The 15,661-nt window shown below is 73.2% G+C and carries 12 protein-coding genes; 9 read left to right on the top strand and 3 right to left on the bottom strand.

Features of this window, described 5'->3' with window-relative positions; all coding sequences use genetic code 11:
• Nucleotides 1-6 precede the first annotated feature (6 nt).
• The 3 genes from Sdi02f_RS08795 to Sdi02f_RS08805 all read right to left on the bottom strand — a co-directional run bounded on the left by Sdi02f_RS08795 (nt 7) and on the right by Sdi02f_RS08805 (nt 3,243).
• Entirely contained in the window at nt 7-1,779 is a 1,773-nt protein-coding gene (locus tag Sdi02f_RS08795; protein ID WP_108933048.1) for a serine/threonine protein kinase, read from the bottom strand.
• A complete protein-coding gene (locus Sdi02f_RS08800; RefSeq protein WP_030400314.1) occupies nt 1,776-2,522 on the bottom strand; it encodes an FHA domain-containing protein in 747 nt (248 codons plus the stop codon). Before Sdi02f_RS08800 ends, Sdi02f_RS08795 begins: the two co-directional genes overlap by 4 nt.
• Before the next feature lie 142 nt (nt 2,523-2,664).
• Complete coding sequence (locus Sdi02f_RS08805) at nt 2,665-3,243, bottom strand: membrane protein (RefSeq protein ID WP_030400315.1); 579 nt, start codon at nt 3,241-3,243, stop codon at nt 2,665-2,667.
• A gap of 296 nt (nt 3,244-3,539) precedes the next feature.
• Between Sdi02f_RS08805 and Sdi02f_RS08815 the strand changes: the two genes are divergently transcribed.
• The 9 genes from Sdi02f_RS08815 to Sdi02f_RS08855 all read left to right on the top strand — a co-directional run bounded on the left by Sdi02f_RS08815 (nt 3,540) and on the right by Sdi02f_RS08855 (nt 15,658).
• A complete protein-coding gene (locus Sdi02f_RS08815) occupies nt 3,540-4,394 on the top strand; it encodes a bifunctional methylenetetrahydrofolate dehydrogenase/methenyltetrahydrofolate cyclohydrolase (protein WP_003974148.1) in 855 nt (284 codons plus the stop codon).
• Nucleotides 4,384-5,079, top strand: a complete 696-nt coding sequence (locus Sdi02f_RS08820; protein ID WP_031185311.1) for a DUF3017 domain-containing protein — start codon at nt 4,384-4,386, stop codon at nt 5,077-5,079. Before Sdi02f_RS08815 ends, Sdi02f_RS08820 begins: the two co-directional genes overlap by 11 nt.
• A gap of 415 nt (nt 5,080-5,494) precedes the next feature.
• Nucleotides 5,495-6,772 carry a helix-turn-helix domain-containing protein gene (locus tag Sdi02f_RS08825; protein WP_031185312.1) on the top strand — a complete coding sequence of 426 codons (1,278 nt, stop codon included), beginning with the start codon at nt 5,495-5,497 and terminating at the stop codon, nt 6,770-6,772.
• Between the two features lie 417 nt (nt 6,773-7,189).
• Nucleotides 7,190-8,179, top strand: coding sequence for a malate dehydrogenase (locus tag Sdi02f_RS08830; RefSeq protein WP_031086938.1), 990 nt, complete (start codon nt 7,190-7,192; stop codon nt 8,177-8,179).
• A gap of 229 nt (nt 8,180-8,408) precedes the next feature.
• Entirely contained in the window at nt 8,409-9,938 is a 1,530-nt protein-coding gene (locus Sdi02f_RS08835) for an aldehyde dehydrogenase family protein (RefSeq protein ID WP_031086936.1), read from the top strand.
• 78 nt (nt 9,939-10,016) lie between these two features.
• Nucleotides 10,017-11,549, top strand: a complete 1,533-nt coding sequence (locus tag Sdi02f_RS08840) for a GMC family oxidoreductase (RefSeq protein ID WP_031086935.1) — start codon at nt 10,017-10,019, stop codon at nt 11,547-11,549.
• The gene (locus Sdi02f_RS08845; RefSeq protein ID WP_108933049.1) at nt 11,546-12,751 is read left to right on the top strand and encodes a quaternary amine ABC transporter ATP-binding protein; all 1,206 of its coding nucleotides are present in this window, start codon (nt 11,546-11,548) and stop codon (nt 12,749-12,751) included. The genes Sdi02f_RS08840 and Sdi02f_RS08845 overlap by 4 nt, the downstream gene beginning before the upstream one ends.
• Nucleotides 12,751-14,700, top strand: coding sequence for an ABC transporter permease (locus Sdi02f_RS08850; RefSeq protein ID WP_031086931.1), 1,950 nt, complete (start codon nt 12,751-12,753; stop codon nt 14,698-14,700). Before Sdi02f_RS08845 ends, Sdi02f_RS08850 begins: the two co-directional genes overlap by 1 nt.
• Before the next feature lies 1 nt (nt 14,701).
• Nucleotides 14,702-15,658, top strand: a complete 957-nt coding sequence (locus tag Sdi02f_RS08855; RefSeq protein WP_030400323.1) for an ABC transporter substrate-binding protein — start codon at nt 14,702-14,704, stop codon at nt 15,656-15,658.
• Nucleotides 15,659-15,661: the final 3 nt, after the last annotated feature.

The following is a 15,661-nucleotide window of genomic DNA, read 5'->3' on the forward strand; positions in this document are numbered from 1 at the left end:
TCAGGGTCACGTCCCGCCCCGGGGCGTGTACTCCTGGAGTCGGTGAGCGACGCGGTCGGCGTAGTCGCGGTACTTCGGGGGAACCCCGCCCGCGTCGTTCACCTTCTTGTACGACGTCCGGTACGCGACGGCGACCAGCACCCTGCGGTCGCCCCGCAGTCCGGCGTCGAGGCGGGGCGTGATCCAGCACAGGTAACGGCCCATCGCCGGGACGGACTCGGCGGGCGGGAACGGCGGCTGGGGCACGGTCTCGCCCGGTGTCCCGTCCGCGTTCATCCACCAGCGCAGCACGCTCGGGGTCCAGCGGGCGATGCCGTACTCGTCCCTGGCCGGGTCGGCGAGGTCCGGGTCGAAGTCGCTCTCGACCTTCAGCATGGCCGCGATCAGGGCCGGGCTGACCTCCGCGTGCCCGCAGTCGTGCGCCGTCTCCACGATCAGCAGGCGGTACGCGGGCGGCACGTCCCGGTCGGTGCGCAGCTCGGCCGCGCCGTAGGAGGCGGCGGCGACGGCGCTCGCGGTGCCGCCGGGGCGCGCCACGGGGTCCCGGCCCTCGCCGGCCCAGCGGGCGACGCCGTGGCCGAGCGCGGCGAGGGCGAGGAGTCCCGTGACAGCGGCGGCCACGAGCCGCGGCCGGGCGCGGGTCCGGAGCGACGGCCTCGCCGGACCGCCCGCGCTCCCCGTCGCGTCCGCCACCCGGCGCAGCAGGGCGTCGGTGCCGATCCGGTCGGCGTGCGTACGGGTCAGGCAGGCCCGTACGATCTCCCGCCACGGCGAGGGCAGTTCGGGGGACAGGCGCAGCTCGTGGGAGCCGCGGGAGTACGCGACGGCGGCGTCGCGGCGGGCCGTCGGGGTGCCGCCGGGCAGCGGGAAGGACCCGGTCAGCACCAGGTGGGCCAGGACACCGAAGGCCCACACGTCGGCGGAGGGGCGGATCCGCCGGCCCCGTTCGCCGATCTCGGACCACAGCAGCTCGGGCGGTGTGTAGTCGGGGGTGGAGAAGGCGGGCGTGTAGGCGTGGGTGCCCTCCAGTTCGGCGGCCATGTTGAAGTCGGCGAGCCGTACCGAACCGTCCTTCATCAGCAGGACGTTGGCCGGTTTCAGGTCGCCGTGGACCCAGCCGGCGTGGTGCAACTGGTGCAGGCCCTCGCAGATCTGCGCGAGCAGCACGGGCCCGGACCGCGGGCGGGGCGTGGCGGAGAGCAGGGCGGACAGCGAACCCTCGGCCCGCTCCAGGACGAGCACGGTGGCGCCGTCGAGCCGGGGCCGGCCGGGATCGTCAACGGTGAGGGTCTCGTACATCCGGATCAGCCGGGGCCGTCGCAGCCTGCGCAGCAGCTCGACCTCACGCTCGACCAGGTCCCGCAGGTGGGAGAGCTGCCGCGGGGTGCCGGTACCGGTGGGCAGGAACTTCAGCGCGACCTCGCCCGGCGGGCCCGCGCCGGGGGCGACGCCGCCGGGGGTGTCCTCGGCGGGACGGAGGGCGCGGTCCGCGGGGTCGGGGGCATCCGCGGCGGTGAGGCCGGTGCCGGTCCCGGTGCCGGTCCCGGTGTCAGTGCGGGTGCCGGTGCCGGTGTTCGTGCGCCTCGTGCCGTCCGGGCGGCCGCCGTCGTGTTCCGCGTCGGCCGCGGTGCGGCCCGTGTCGTCCGGGGCACCCGGGCCGGGGAGCACGCGGCGGGCCGCGTACACGCTGCCGAAGGCGCCGGTCGCGATCGGCTCGCGTACCTCCCAGGCGCCCACCCGGTACCCCCTGGGCACCGGAACGGCGTACGGCTCGGTCATCGCGGTGCCCGGCCGGACGGTGGCGCGAGGACCACCAGATCGTCCTCGCGGACCAGGTCGAAGCGGAGCGCCAGCGAGACCAGCGACTCCTTCTTGCCGTTCAGCCGGGGACCCGGCTCGGCGGTCTCCGGGCCGGGCTTCAGCCGGAGCTTCACGGCTAGGTAGTCGATGTTCCACTGCACCGACGTGCGCGAGGCGGCCGGCCAGACGGGGCGGAGCCGCTCGACGACCTGGTCCACGGTCGGCAGCGGTGCGTGCGGTTCCCCCCGCAGCCGCGGCTCGCACAGCGCGGCCAGCACCGCGAAGTACCGCTTGGTGCGGTCGACGGAGAAGGCCGGGGCGGTCGGCTCGCCGTCGGTGCCGTCCTCGCCGCGCAGGTAGTCGTGGCGCGGCGCCCACACCTCGACCGGCAGCAGGTCGCCGGCGGCGGGCAGCACGATCCGCGAGAACTCGAACGGCACCGGCGCGTCCAGGCGGCCCGGCGCCACCTTGATGTGCTCGCCCGCGCCCTCGGGGTTCTCCACCACGTAGGTCTGGTGGGCGGAGAGGTTGCTCACGGTCCAGAAGGTGCCCTGCGCCGTGATCTCACCGGCTCTGCGCGACACCCCGTCGTGCCCGATCAGCAGCCCGCCCTCGGGCACGGACCGTCCGAAGACGAGCCGTTCGCCGGGCGCGAGCCGGAACTGGGTACTGGTGCCGGCGTCCTCCGTGGTCGGCGGAGGTACCACGATGATGCTGTACAAGGTGCGTCTCCCCGTGCCTGACGGCTACCCGGGCCAGACTAGGGCGACGCGACAGGGCCGTGCCCCCCTCGTACGGGTGAGACACGGCCCTGCGCGGTGATTGGCGTGAAGTGTTCAGTCGCCGGTGCCCGGCGCCCGGACCTCAGTAGCGGGGACGCTTGTACCAGGCCGCTCCGTTCGCGTTGCCGACGAACACGGCGACCAGGATGGCGAGCACCGTGTGGACCAGGCCCACCACGATGAACGGGTACAGGCCGAGGATCGCGGTGATGATGGCGAAGATCATGGTGGCTATGCGGACGCCGTTGCCGCCGCTGCCGACCTTGATCGCCATCACTAGCGCGATCACACCCCACACCAGCGCGAAGGCCACGAGGCCCCAGAGCATGCCGGACGAGTAGTCGGCCAACTGCTGGAAGGCGGCGTCGTCCTTGAGCTGGTCGTCGTTCTTCGCGGCGTCCACGCTCGCGGCGCTGAGGGCGAACAGGACCACGCCGACGAGCTGGAGGCCGAAGATCACCCACAGCATGACGCGGGCCGCGCTGACCGTGCCGGGCATCGAGGTCGGGGCGGCCGGGTGGCCGTAACCGGCCGACACCGGGGGAGCCTGCGGGTAGCCGTATCCGGGCTGGCCCTGGGGCTGCTGCTGCGGGTAGCCGTAGTTCGGCTGCTGGCCGCCCTGCGGCGGGCCGTAGGGGTTGTTCGGGTCGCCGAAACTCATGGCGGGTCTTCCTCCGTCGCTGTCAAGTGCGGGGACGACGCGTGGCGCGACTCGGAGGAAGATTCTTCGTAAGCGGTTCGTCCCCCCGGTACGGCCCCGCGGCACTGTGCTGCCCAATCGTTCTTGACCGAACTCTTACTTGTCCAGCCCGTCCGCAATGCGTTGTGCAAGTGCAACACCGCCGATCACGAGCGGACAGGGGCGGACGTGTCCGACGGCGTCCGAAAGCCTCCCGCGCGGTGCCCGCACACCGACCTGATTGGAACCGGGGGCCGGTCATCCGCGAGGATGGGGGCATGACCGCCCAGATTCTCGATGGCAAGGCCACCGCAGCCGCGATCAAGTCCGAACTGACCGCCCGCGTGGCGGCGCTGAAGGAGAGGGGTGTCACACCCGGTCTCGGCACCGTCCTGGTCGGCGACGACCCGGGCAGCCAGAAGTACGTCGCCGGCAAGCACCGCGACTGCGCCCAGGTCGGCATCGCCTCCATCCAGCGCGAACTGCCGGCCACGGCGACGCAGGAGGAGATCGAGGCGGTCGTCCGCGAGCTGAACGAGGACCCCGCCTGCACCGGGTACATCGTCCAGTTGCCGCTGCCCCGCGGCATCGACGAGAACCGCATCCTCGAACTGATGGACCCGGACAAGGACGCGGACGGCCTGCACCCGATGAACCTGGGCCGCCTGGTCCTGAACGAGCCGGCCCCGCTGCCCTGCACCCCCAACGGCATCCTCACCCTCCTGCGCCGCTACGGCGTCGAGATCAAGGGCGCCGAGGTCGTGGTCGTCGGCCGCGGCGTCACCATCGGCCGCCCGATGCCGCTGCTGCTCACCCGGCGCAGCGAGAACGCCACCGTGACCCAGTGCCACACCGGCACCCGGGACCTGGCCGCCCACCTCAAGCGCGCCGACATCGTCATCGCCGCGGCCGGCTCCCCGCACCTGGTCCGCCCCGAGGACGTCAAGCCGGGCGCGGCCGTCCTCGACGTCGGCGTCTCCCGCAACGCCGAGGGCAAGATCATGGGCGACGTCCACCCCGGCGTGGCCGAGGTGGCCGCGTGGATCTCCCCGAACCCCGGCGGCGTCGGCCCCATGACGCGGGCCCAGCTCCTGGTCAACGTGGTGGAGGCGGCGGAGCGCAGTGCCGGCTGAGGACACCAACTCCCCCGAGCGGTCGGGCGACGCGGGAACCAGGGAGGAAGCGCGTCCTGCACGCGCCTCGGCGACCTCGGCAGCCCCGGACGCTCCGGCAGTCCCGGACGCCTCGGACGTCTCCGGCAAGGCCGGCACCCCGAAGGCGTCGAAGGCATCGAAGGCATCGAAGACGTCGAAGCCCTCGAAGACATCACAGCCCTCGGAGCCCTCGAAGCCCTCGGCGGGCGACGGTGAACCGGACGGCCTCACCGTCCGTGACCCCGTCAGCGCGCCCGACGCCAAGGGGCGGCCGCGACGCGTCACGCGCCGTTTCCCGCTCTTCACCCGGGACACCGCGCGCCCCGAGGGCGGTGGCCGGGCCGCGGCCCGCGACGCCCCGGCACCCGCCCGGCAGTGGCCGGTGCTCGCGGTGGTGCTGCTGGTCGGACTCGGCCTGCTGCTGACCGCCCTGGACGTCTTCCGCTGGGGGACGCTGCTGGTCGGCGCCGCGCTGCTGGCGGGAGCCGCTCTGCGCTGGGTGGTGCCCGACGTCGGGATGCTCGCCGTGCGTTCGCGCTTCACGGACATCACGACCTACGGCGTCCTCGGCCTCTCCATCGTCCTGCTGGCGCTGATGGCCCAGCCGAAGCCGGTGCTGGAGATCCCGTTCCTCAAGGACACCCTGCACTTCACGGTCAGCTAGCGGGACGCCCTCCCGGTACGACGGCCCGTCCCCACCCCCGTGGAAGGACGGGCCGTCGCCGCGACCAACCCTCCTGCACGGGGAACGCCCTGTTCAACGCCTGTCAGGGCGCTGTGGCACGGAAGTGACCGTTCCGCTACTCCGTCACGCGGTGCCTTTCCCGGGGGTTCCGTACGGGGCGGGGCCGCGCCGGTGGGACACTGGACCACGGGTCGGCGGGCGTGCGAGTGTGCACGCCCACGGCCTCTGTGCACCTGTGCGCCCCCACCCCGGGAACTGAGATCCTGACCGGGCGCATCCCTGTGGGTAGCCAGAACCGGGTACCGCGCACCGGACGCCGAGCGCGGAGACCAGCGGGGGAACGACCAGCACGTCACCGGGGGAAGAGGGGGAAGCAGTGCCTCGTTGGAAGGCCTTGCCGGATGAACTCGATCCGCAGATCAGGGAGTTCACCAGCCAGTTGCGCCGGCTCGTGGACCGCAGCGAGCTGAGCGTGGCGTCGGTGGCCGACGCCACGGGCTACAGCAAGACGTCCTGGGAGCGCTACCTGAACGGCCGCCTGCTGGCGCCCAAGGGTGCCATCGTGGCGCTGGCCGAGGTGACGCGGACCAACCCGGTTCACCTGACCACCATGTGGGAGCTGGCCGAGCGCGCCTGGAGCCGCTCGGAGATGCGCCACGACATGACCATGGAGGCCATCCGGATCTCCCAGGCGCGCGCCGCGCTCGGTGAGCTGGGCACGCCCGCGGCCACCTCGGGCACCGGGGACCGCAGCGGCACCAGGAGCCACCGGGGGAGCCGCTCCGGCCGCCACGGCGGCGGATCCCCGGCCACCCCCGGGGTCGCCGGGCCGGCCGGTGTGTCGCCCACCCTGCCGCCGACGGTCCCGGCCCAGCCGACCGCCGCCGACAGCCCCGACTCCGTACTCGGCGCCCTCCGGGACCGGGCCCCCGACACCTCCTCCGCCCCGTCCCCCGGCGGAGCGACCGAGGGCAACTCCTGGGGGCTCGCCGGATACCGGGGGCCCGCGCCGACCGGTGACCGCGCGGGCCGCGCCCGGACCGGCACCGGAGCCGCGGTGAGACCGGCCGGGCCCGACGAGACGAGCGTGCTCGGCCCGGTCGCCGCCCCCGCGGGCGCCTACGGCGAGCCTCCGCACGACGACCGCCCCCGTTCGTCCGGCCGGTCCCCGGGCGGCGGCACCAAGCGGATGGCGGCGCTGGCCGCGGGCGTCGTCGGCGTGCTCGTCGTGGCGGCGGGCGCCTTCTTCCTCCTGAACGGCGGCGACGACAAGGCGGACGAGGGAGCCAAGCCCTCCCCGTCGCCCACCGTGACCAGCGAGGCCGAGCTGCCGCCGGGCGTGAAGTGCAGCGGCGACGCCTGCACCGGCAAGGACCCGGAGGCCATGGGCTGCGGCGGCGAGCTGGTGACCACCGGCGCGACCACCGTCGTCGGCACGGCGGCCGTCGAGGTCCGCTACAGCAAGGTCTGCGGCGCCGCCTGGGCCCGTGTCACCCAGGCCGCACAGGGCGACGAGGTCCAGGTGAACGCGGGCGGTGCGAACGAGCAGCGGGCGACGATCGGCACCGCCGGGACCACCGCGGCGTACACCGCCATGGTCGCCGTGGACTCCGCGGCCGACGCCACCGCGTGCGCGACGCTGGCATCGGGCACCCAGGGCTGCACGAAGTGACGTAGGGGCACAAGGGCGCAAGGGGGTGCGGCGAGGGCACGCGGGGGTGCGTGGGAGGCGGACCGAGAAAGTTCGCCGCCGGCAGGCATGGCCCGCTGCGTCCCGGGCACGCGAGTAGTACCCCCACGGGAGTCCGGCAACGGTATCCCCGAGCGGCGGTCGCCTTCGTCCCCCCTCTCCCGGACAGGCGGCCGCCCCTTTTTCATGGGCCCGCACTCCCTCGCGTGGGCGCGCGCTCCTTTCCGTCTGCCCGCACCCGTTCGAGGGTGTCCTGTGGGCCGGGCCACACCGACCCGGACGTGCCGGACAGCACGGGCGCGATAGCCTGACCGCTGGATCGATCTCTTGATACCAAGAGATCGATCAGACGCCCGGGGCCGGGACGCCCCACCGCCAGCCTGTCCTACGGAGAACGCCATGACTCGCACTCCCGTGAACGTCACCGTCACCGGCGCGGCCGGCCAGATCGGTTACGCCCTGCTCTTCCGCATCGCCTCCGGCCAGCTGCTCGGCGCGGACGTGCCGGTCAAGCTGCGCCTCCTGGAGATCACTCCGGCGCTCAAGGCCGCCGAGGGCACCGCGATGGAGCTGGACGACTGCGCGTTCCCGCTCCTGCAGGGCATCGAGATCACCGACGACCCGAACGTCGCCTTCGACGGCTCCAACGTCGCCCTCCTCGTCGGCGCCCGCCCCCGCACCAAGGGCATGGAGCGCGGTGACCTCCTCGAGGCCAACGGCGGCATCTTCAAGCCGCAGGGCAAGGCCATCAACGACCACGCCGCGGACGACATCAAGGTCCTCGTCGTCGGCAACCCCGCCAACACCAACGCCCTGATCGCCCAGGCCGCGGCCCCGGACGTACCGGCCGAGCGCTTCACCGCCATGACCCGCCTGGACCACAACCGCGCGCTGACCCAGCTCGCGAAGAAGACGGGCTCGACGGTCGCCGACATCAAGCGTCTGACCATCTGGGGCAACCACTCCGCCACCCAGTACCCGGACATCTTCCACGCCACCGTCGCCGGCAAGAACGCCGCCGAGGTCGTCAACGACGAGAAGTGGCTGGCCGACGAGTTCATCCCGACCGTCGCCAAGCGCGGCGCCGCCATCATCGAGGCCCGCGGCGCCTCCTCGGCCGCCTCCGCCGCCAACGCGGCCGTCGACCACGTGTACACCTGGGTCAACGGCACCGCCGAGGGCGACTGGACCTCCATGGGCATCCCGTCGGACGGCTCCTACGGCGTCCCCGAGGGCATCATCTCCTCCTTCCCGGTCACCACGAAGGACGGCGCCTACGAGATCGTCCAGGGCCTGGACATCAACGAGTTCTCCCGCGCCCGCATCGACGCCTCCGTCAAGGAGCTGTCGGAGGAGCGCGAGGCGGTCCGCGGTCTCGGCCTCATCTGAGCCGCCCCCGACGCCCGCACGGGCCCCGTTCCGGTTCACGCCGGGACGGGGCCCGTGCCCGTTCCCGCACCCCCGTATGTCCCTGTCGCCCCTTTCCTTCGTGACACGCCGCACGTTCGGCCCCCGATCCGGCATGCAAACGGGGCAGCGGGGCAGGGGCTCACGGTCCCCGAGAGTGACACGCGGGTGACACAGGGGGACCGGACAGGAACGGAAGGCAACACCGACCATGGCGAACAGCACGCACAGCCCTGCGGAGCAGGCGCACCGGACCATTCACGCGGGAGGCGAGTGGCTCGCGGCGTCCTCCGGCGCCACGCGCGAGATCCTCGACCCCGCGGACGCCCTGCCGTTCGCCGTGGTCGCGGAGGGCGACGAGAAGGACACCGACCTCGCGGTGGCCGCCGCCCGCCGCGCCTTCGACACGGGCGACTGGCCGCGCACCCCGGTCGCCGAACGCGCCGCCCTGCTGCGCCGCGTCGCCGGCCTGCTCGTACGCGACCGCGAGAAGCTGGGCCAGCTGGAGAGCCGCGACGCGGGCAAGACCGTCGAGGAGGGGCGCGTCGACATCGACTGCGTCGCCGACGCCTTCCGCTACTTCGCCGACCTCGTCGCCGGCGAGGCCCCGGGCCGGGTCGTAGACGCGGGCTCGCCCGACGTCCACAGCGTCGTCGTGCACGAACCCGTCGGCGTCTGCGCGATGATCACGCCCTGGAACTACCCGCTGCTCCAGGCCAGTTGGAAGATCGCCCCGGCCCTCGCCGCCGGCAACACCTTCGTGGTCAAGCCCAGCGAGATCACCCCGATGACCACCGTCGCCCTGATCGGCCTGCTCGTCGAGGCCGGCCTGCCCACCGGCGTCGCCAACATCGTCACCGGTCCCGGCCACACCGTCGGCGCCCGCCTCGCCGAACACCCCGACGTCGACCTGGTCTCCTTCACCGGCGGCCTGGTCAGCGGCACCAAGGTCGCGCAGGCCGCCGCCGTCACCGTCAAGAAGGTCGCCCTCGAACTCGGCGGCAAGAACCCCAACGTCGTCTTCGCCGACGCCTGCGAGACCGAGGCGGGCTTCGACACCGCCGTCGACCAGGCCCTCAACGCCGCCTTCATCCACAGCGGCCAGGTCTGCTCCGCCGGCGGCCGCCTCATCGTCGAGGAGTCGGTCCGCGAACGCTTCGTCGCCGAACTCGCCCGCCGCGCCCGGAAGATCCGCCTCGGCCGCGGCACCGAGGAGGGCGTCGAGTGCGGCCCGCTCGTCTCCGAGCAGCAGCGCGCCCGGACCGAGGACTACGTCGCCTCCGCGCTCGCCGAGGGCGCCGAACTCCGCTGCGGCGGCAGGCGTCCCGATCCCTCGCCCGAGCGTCCGGAGTCCGGCTACTTCTACGAGCCGACCGTCCTCGACCACTGTCACCGCGGGATGCGGGTGGTGCGGGAGGAGGTCTTCGGGCCGGTCCTCACCGTCGAGACCTTCCGCACCGAGGACGAGGCCGTAGCCCTCGCCAACGACACCGAGTACGGTCTGGCCGGTGCCGTCTGGACCGCCGACGCGGGACGGGCCCGCCGGGTCGCGGGCCGGCTGCGGCACGGCACCGTGTGGATCAACGACTTCCACCCCTACCTCCCGCAGGCGGAGTGGGGCGGCTTCGGCAAGAGCGGCGTCGGCCGCGAACTCGGCCCCGCCGGCCTGGCCGAGTACCGCGAGACCAAGCACGTCTACCAGAACCTCGCGCCCGCGCCCGTCCGCTGGTTCGCCGGCTGACCCCACCCGCGTCCCCGCACGTCCCCACCCTCCTCCTCAGCACCTTCACCCGTCCGCTCGCCCCACTGGAGTACCCCCATGTCCGAAACCACGCATGTCTACGACTACGTCGTCGTCGGCGGCGGCACGGCAGGCTCCGTGATCGCCTCCCGGCTCACCGAGAACCCCGACGTCACCGTCGCCGTCATCGAGGGCGGCCCCAGTGACGTCGGCCGCGACGACGTGCTGACGCTGCGCCGCTGGATGGGCCTGCTCGGCGGCGAACTGGACTACGACTACCCCACCACCGAGCAGCCGCGCGGCAATTCGCACATCCGGCACAGCCGCGCCCGCGTCCTCGGCGGCTGCTCCTCGCACAACACCCTGATCGCCTTCAAGCCGCTGCCGTCCGACTGGGACGAGTGGGAGGCCGCCGGCGCCAAGGGCTGGGGCGCGGTGCAGATGGAGGCGTACTTCGCCCGGCTGAAGAACAACATCGTCCCGGTCGACGAGAAGGACCGCAACGCCATCGCCCGCGACTTCGTCGACTCCGCGCAGAAGACGCTGGGGGTCCCCCGCGTCGAGGGCTTCAACAAGAAGCCGTTCACCGAGGGCGTCGGCTTCTTCGACCTCGCCTACCACCCCGAGAACAACCAGCGGTCCTCGGCGTCCGTGGCCTACCTGCACCCCGTGATGGACGAGCGCCCCAACCTCACGATCATGCTGGAGACCTGGGCCTACAGGCTCGAACTCGACGGCACCCGCGCCGAGGGCGTCCACGTCCGCACCCAGGACGGCGAGGAGATCCTGGTCAAGGCCCGGGGCGAGGTCGTGCTGTGCGCCGGCGCCGTCGACTCCCCGCGCCTGCTGCTGCACTCGGGCATCGGACCCAAGGACCAGCTGGAGGCCCTCGGCATACCCGTCGCGCTCGACCTGCCCGGCGTCGGCGAGAACCTGCTCGACCACCCCGAGTCGGTGATCGTGTGGGAGACCGAAGGCCCCATCCCGGACAACTCCGCGATGGACTCCGACGCCGGCCTGTTCGTGCGCCGCGACCCCGGACACGCGGGACCCGACCTGATGTTCCACTTCTACCAGATCCCGTTCACGGACAATCCGGAGCGACTGGGCTACGAGCGCCCCGAGTTCGGCGTCTCCATGACCCCGAACATCCCCAAGCCCAAGTCCCGCGGCCGCCTCTACCTCACCAGCGCCGACCCGTCCGTCAAGCCCGCCCTCGACTTCCGCTACTTCACCGACGAGGACGACTACGACGGCCGCACCCTCGTCGACGGCATCCGCATCGCCCGCGAGATCGCGAGCTCCCAGCCGCTGGCGGGCTGGCTCAAGCGCGAGGTCTGCCCCGGCCCGGACGTCACCGGCGACGAGGAGCTGAGCGAGTACGCCCGCAAGGTCGCCCACACCGTCTACCACCCGGCGGGCACCTGCCGCATGGGCGCCGCCACCGACGAACGGGCCGTCGTCGACCCCGAACTGCGCATCCGCGGCCTGCGGGGCATCCGCGTCGCCGACGCCTCGGTCTTCCCGACCATGCCCGCCGTCAACCCGATGATCGGCGTCCTCATGGTCGGCGAGCGCGCCGTCGAGCTGATCGGAAGTGACGCCCGATGAACACGACCGCCAAGGACACCGCCGCCGCCACCGACACGGTGGCCGAGCGCCCCCCGGTCTTCTCCGTCGACGGCCTGTGGAAGGTCTTCGGCCCCAAGGCCGCCCGCGTCCCCGCCGACCCCGGACTCGCCGCGCTCGGCCCGGCCGAGCTGCGCTCCCGCACCGGCTGCACCGCCGCCGTCGCCGACGTCTCCTTCGACGTGCGCCAGGGCGAGGTCTTCGTCGTCATGGGCCTGTCCGGCTCCGGCAAGTCCACCCTCGTACGCTGTCTGACCCGCCTCGTCGAGCCGACGGCCGGGTCCATCACCATCGACGGCGAGGACGTCCGCGCGATGGACCGGTCCCGGCTGCGCGCCCTGCGCCGCCACCGGGCCGCGATGGTCTTCCAGCACTTCGGCCTGCTCCCGCACCGCACCGTCCTGGACAACGTCGCCTACGGCCTGGAGGTCCAGGGCATGGGCCGCGCCGCACGCCGCGAGCGCGCCGCCGCCGTCGTCGCCAAGGTCGGCCTGGAGGGCCTGGAGCAGCGCCGCCCCGGCCAGCTCTCCGGCGGCCAGCGCCAGCGCGTCGGCCTCGCCCGCGCCCTCGCCGTCGACCCCGAGGTGCTGCTCTTCGACGAGCCGTTCAGCGCGCTCGACCCGCTGATCCGGCGGGACATGCAGGAGGAGGTCGTCCGGCTGCACCGCGAGGAGGGCCGCACGATGGTCTTCATCACCCACGACCTCCAGGAAGCCCTCAGGCTCGGCGACCGCATCGCCCTGATGCGCGACGGGCGCGTGGTCCAGCTCGGCACCCCGGAGGAGATCGTCGGCTCGCCCGCCGACGACTACGTCCGCGAGTTCGTCCGCGACGTCCCCCGCGAGCAGGTCCTCACCGTCCGCACGGCGATGCGCCCCGCCGCCGATGCCGACGAGGCGGGCACGGGCCCGGCGATCCGCCCCGGCGCCACGGTCTCCGAGGCCATCGAGGCGGTGGCGAGGGCGGGCTCGGCGGCCCGCGTCATGGACGAGGGGCGCTGCCTGGGCGTGGTCGACGCGACCGACCTGCTGTCGGTGGTGGCGGGCACCGCCGACGGCGCCGCGCCGGCCGGCCCCGCCGCGGTCCGTCGTACCGCTGGGGCGGCACGGCTGGGCGCGGCGGCAACCGGCGAGCGCCGCGCGCCGGCCGACCCCCGCCCGGCCACCACCGAGGAGCCGGCGTGATGGCAACGATCACCGCACCGGCCGCGCGGAAGACCGCCCCGCCGGGCATCCTCGCCCGCCCCGCTGCCCGCAAGCTCCTCGCCCTGGCGGTACTCGCCGCGATCCTCACTCCCGTAGCCGTCACGCAGTGGCCCGGCACCGCCTGGCCCACCGCCCTCACCGTCGACGTCTCCGCACCCCTCGGCAGGGCCAGCGACTGGATCATCGACAACCGGGACAGCCACCCCCTGTTCCTCTACTTCTTCGGCCACGTCAGCAACGCCGTCGTCGTCGCCGTACGCGCCGTCTACCTCGCCCTCCTCGCCGTCGGCTGGGCCGGGGTCACCGCGATCGGCGCCCTGGTCGCCTGGCGCGTGGCCGGGGTGAGGCTCGCGACCGGCACCGCCGCCGCGTTCCTGGCCTGCGGCCTGCTCGGCATGTGGGTGCCGACGATGCAGACCCTCGCCCTGATGGTCGTCGCCGTCCTCGCGTCGGTCGCCGTCGGCGCCCTGCTGGGCCTCGCCGCGGGCCTGTCCGACCGGATGGACCGCGTCCTGCGCCCGGTCCTCGACACCATGCAGGTGCTGCCCGCCTTCGCCTACCTCCTCCCCGTCGTCCTGGTCTTCGGCATCGGCGTCCCCGCCGCCGTCCTGGCCACCGTCGTCTACGCCGCCCCGCCCATGGCCCGGCTCACCTCGCTCGGCCTGCGCGGTGCGGACAAGGAGGTCCTGGAGGCCGTCGAGTCCCTCGGCACCACCGCCCGCCAGCGGCTGCTGACCGCCCGTATCCCGCTGGCCCGCAAGGAACTCCTCCTCGGCGTCAACCAGACGATCATGATGGCGCTGTCCATGGCCGTCATCGCCTCCGTCATCGGCGCCGGCGGCCTCGGCGACCGCGTCTACCAGGCGCTCGCCTCGGTCGACGTCGGCGCCGCCCTCGCGGCCGGCATCCCGATCGTGCTGCTCGCCGTCGTCCTGGACCGGGTGACGAGCGCGGCGGGGGAGCGGCTCGGCGAGGCCGGGACGTCCCCGGTGACCTGGCTGTACGCCCTCGTCGTCGCCGCGGCCGTCGCGCTCGCCGGGCGCCTGGCGGGCTTCCTGGACTGGCCCGACGGGTGGGGGCTGAACATCGCCGAGCCCGTCAACCGGGCCGTCGACTGGATGACCGCCCACCTCTACTCCGGCGTCCCCGTCGTCGGCGGCACCGCCGACTGGGCCGCGCACTTCACCAGCGGGGTCCTCAACCCGCTGCGGGACGGCCTGCAGTGGCTGCCCTGGTGGTCCGTGCTCCTGATCGTCGCCGCCCTGGCCTGGCTGATCGGCACGTGGCGCACCGCGCTCACCGCCGTCCTCGCGATGGCCGCGATCGGCGTGCTCGGCGTGTGGAAGCCGTCCCTGGACACCCTCTCCCAGGTGCTCGCCGCCGTCGCCGTGACCCTGGCCGTCGGCTTCGCCACCGGCGTCGCCGCCGCCCGCAGCGACCGCTTCGAGCGGCTGCTGCGCCCCGTGCTCGACGTCTTCCAGACGATGCCCCAGTTCGTGTACCTGATCCCGGTCGTCGCCCTGTTCGGCGTGGGCCGCGCGCCCGCCGTGGCCGCCGCCGTCGTCTACGCCCTCCCGGCCGTCGTCCGCATCACCGCCCAGGGCCTGCGCCAGGTCGACCCGGCCGCGATGGAGTCGGCCCGCTCGCTCGGCGCGACCGGCGGCCAGCAACTGCGCCAGGTCCAGCTCCCGCTGGCCCGCCCGGCGCTGCTGCTCGCCGTCAACCAGGGCGTCGTCCTGGTCCTGGCGGTCGTCATCATCGGCGGCCTCGTCGGCGGCGGCGCCCTCGGCTACCAGGTCGTCTTCGGCCTCGCCCAGGGCGACCTGGCGACCGGCCTGGTCGCGGGCGCCGCGATCGTCTGCCTCGGCCTGATGCTCGACCGCGTCACCCAGCCCACCGAACGCCGTACGACCCGGAAGGGAGCCTGACATGCGACCGCGTACGACATCCGTGCTCGCGGGGGCGGCCGCGCTGGCGCTGCTGACCGGCTGCGGCGCCGCCGACATGACGCAGCAGGCGTCCCCCTTCGCCAACGCCCGGGGCGCGAGGACGGTCACCCTCTCCGTGCAGTCCTGGGTCGGAGCGCAGGCCAACGTGGCCGTCGCCCAGTACCTGCTGGAGCACGAGCTGGGCTATCGCGTCGACACCGTCCAGGTCGACGAGGTCCCCGCCTGGGACGCGCTCAGCCAGGGCCGCGTCGACGCCATCCTGGAGGACTGGGGCCACCCCGAGCAGGAACAGCGCTACGTCGAGGACAAGAAGACCATCACCGCGGGCGGCGACCTCGGCGTCACCGGGCACATCGGCTGGTTCGTCCCGACCTACTTCGCGAAGGAGCACCCGGACGTCACCGACTGGAAGAACCTCGACAAGTACGCCGACCTGCTGCGCACCGCGGAGAGCGGCGGCAAGGGCCAGCTCCTGGACGGCTCCCCGTCCTACGTCACCAACGACCGGGCCCTGGTGAAGAACCTGAACCTGGACTACCAGGTCGTCTTCGCCGGTTCCGAGGCCGCCCAGATCACGCAGATGCAGCAGTTCGCCAAGGAGAAGAAGCCCTTCCTGAGCTACTGGTACACCCCCCAGTGGCTGATGGAGAAGGTCCCGATGACCGAGGTGAAGCTGCCGCCGTACGAGGAGGGCTGCGACGCCGACCCGGAGAAGGTCGACTGCGCCTACCCGGTCACCCCGCTGCAGAAGTACCTCAACGCCGACTTCGCGAAGGACGGCGGGCAGGCGGCGGAGTTCCTGAGGAACTTCACGTGGACGACCGAGGACCAGAACCAGGTCTCCCTGATGATCGCCGAGAAGAAGATGCGGCCCCAGGAAGCGGCAGAGAAGTGGGTGGACAGCCACCGGTCCGTCTGGAAGAAGTGGCTGCCCTGACCG

This window comes from Streptomyces ardesiacus, assembly GCF_003112575.1.
Lineage (GTDB): Bacteria > Actinomycetota > Actinomycetes > Streptomycetales > Streptomycetaceae > Streptomyces > Streptomyces ardesiacus.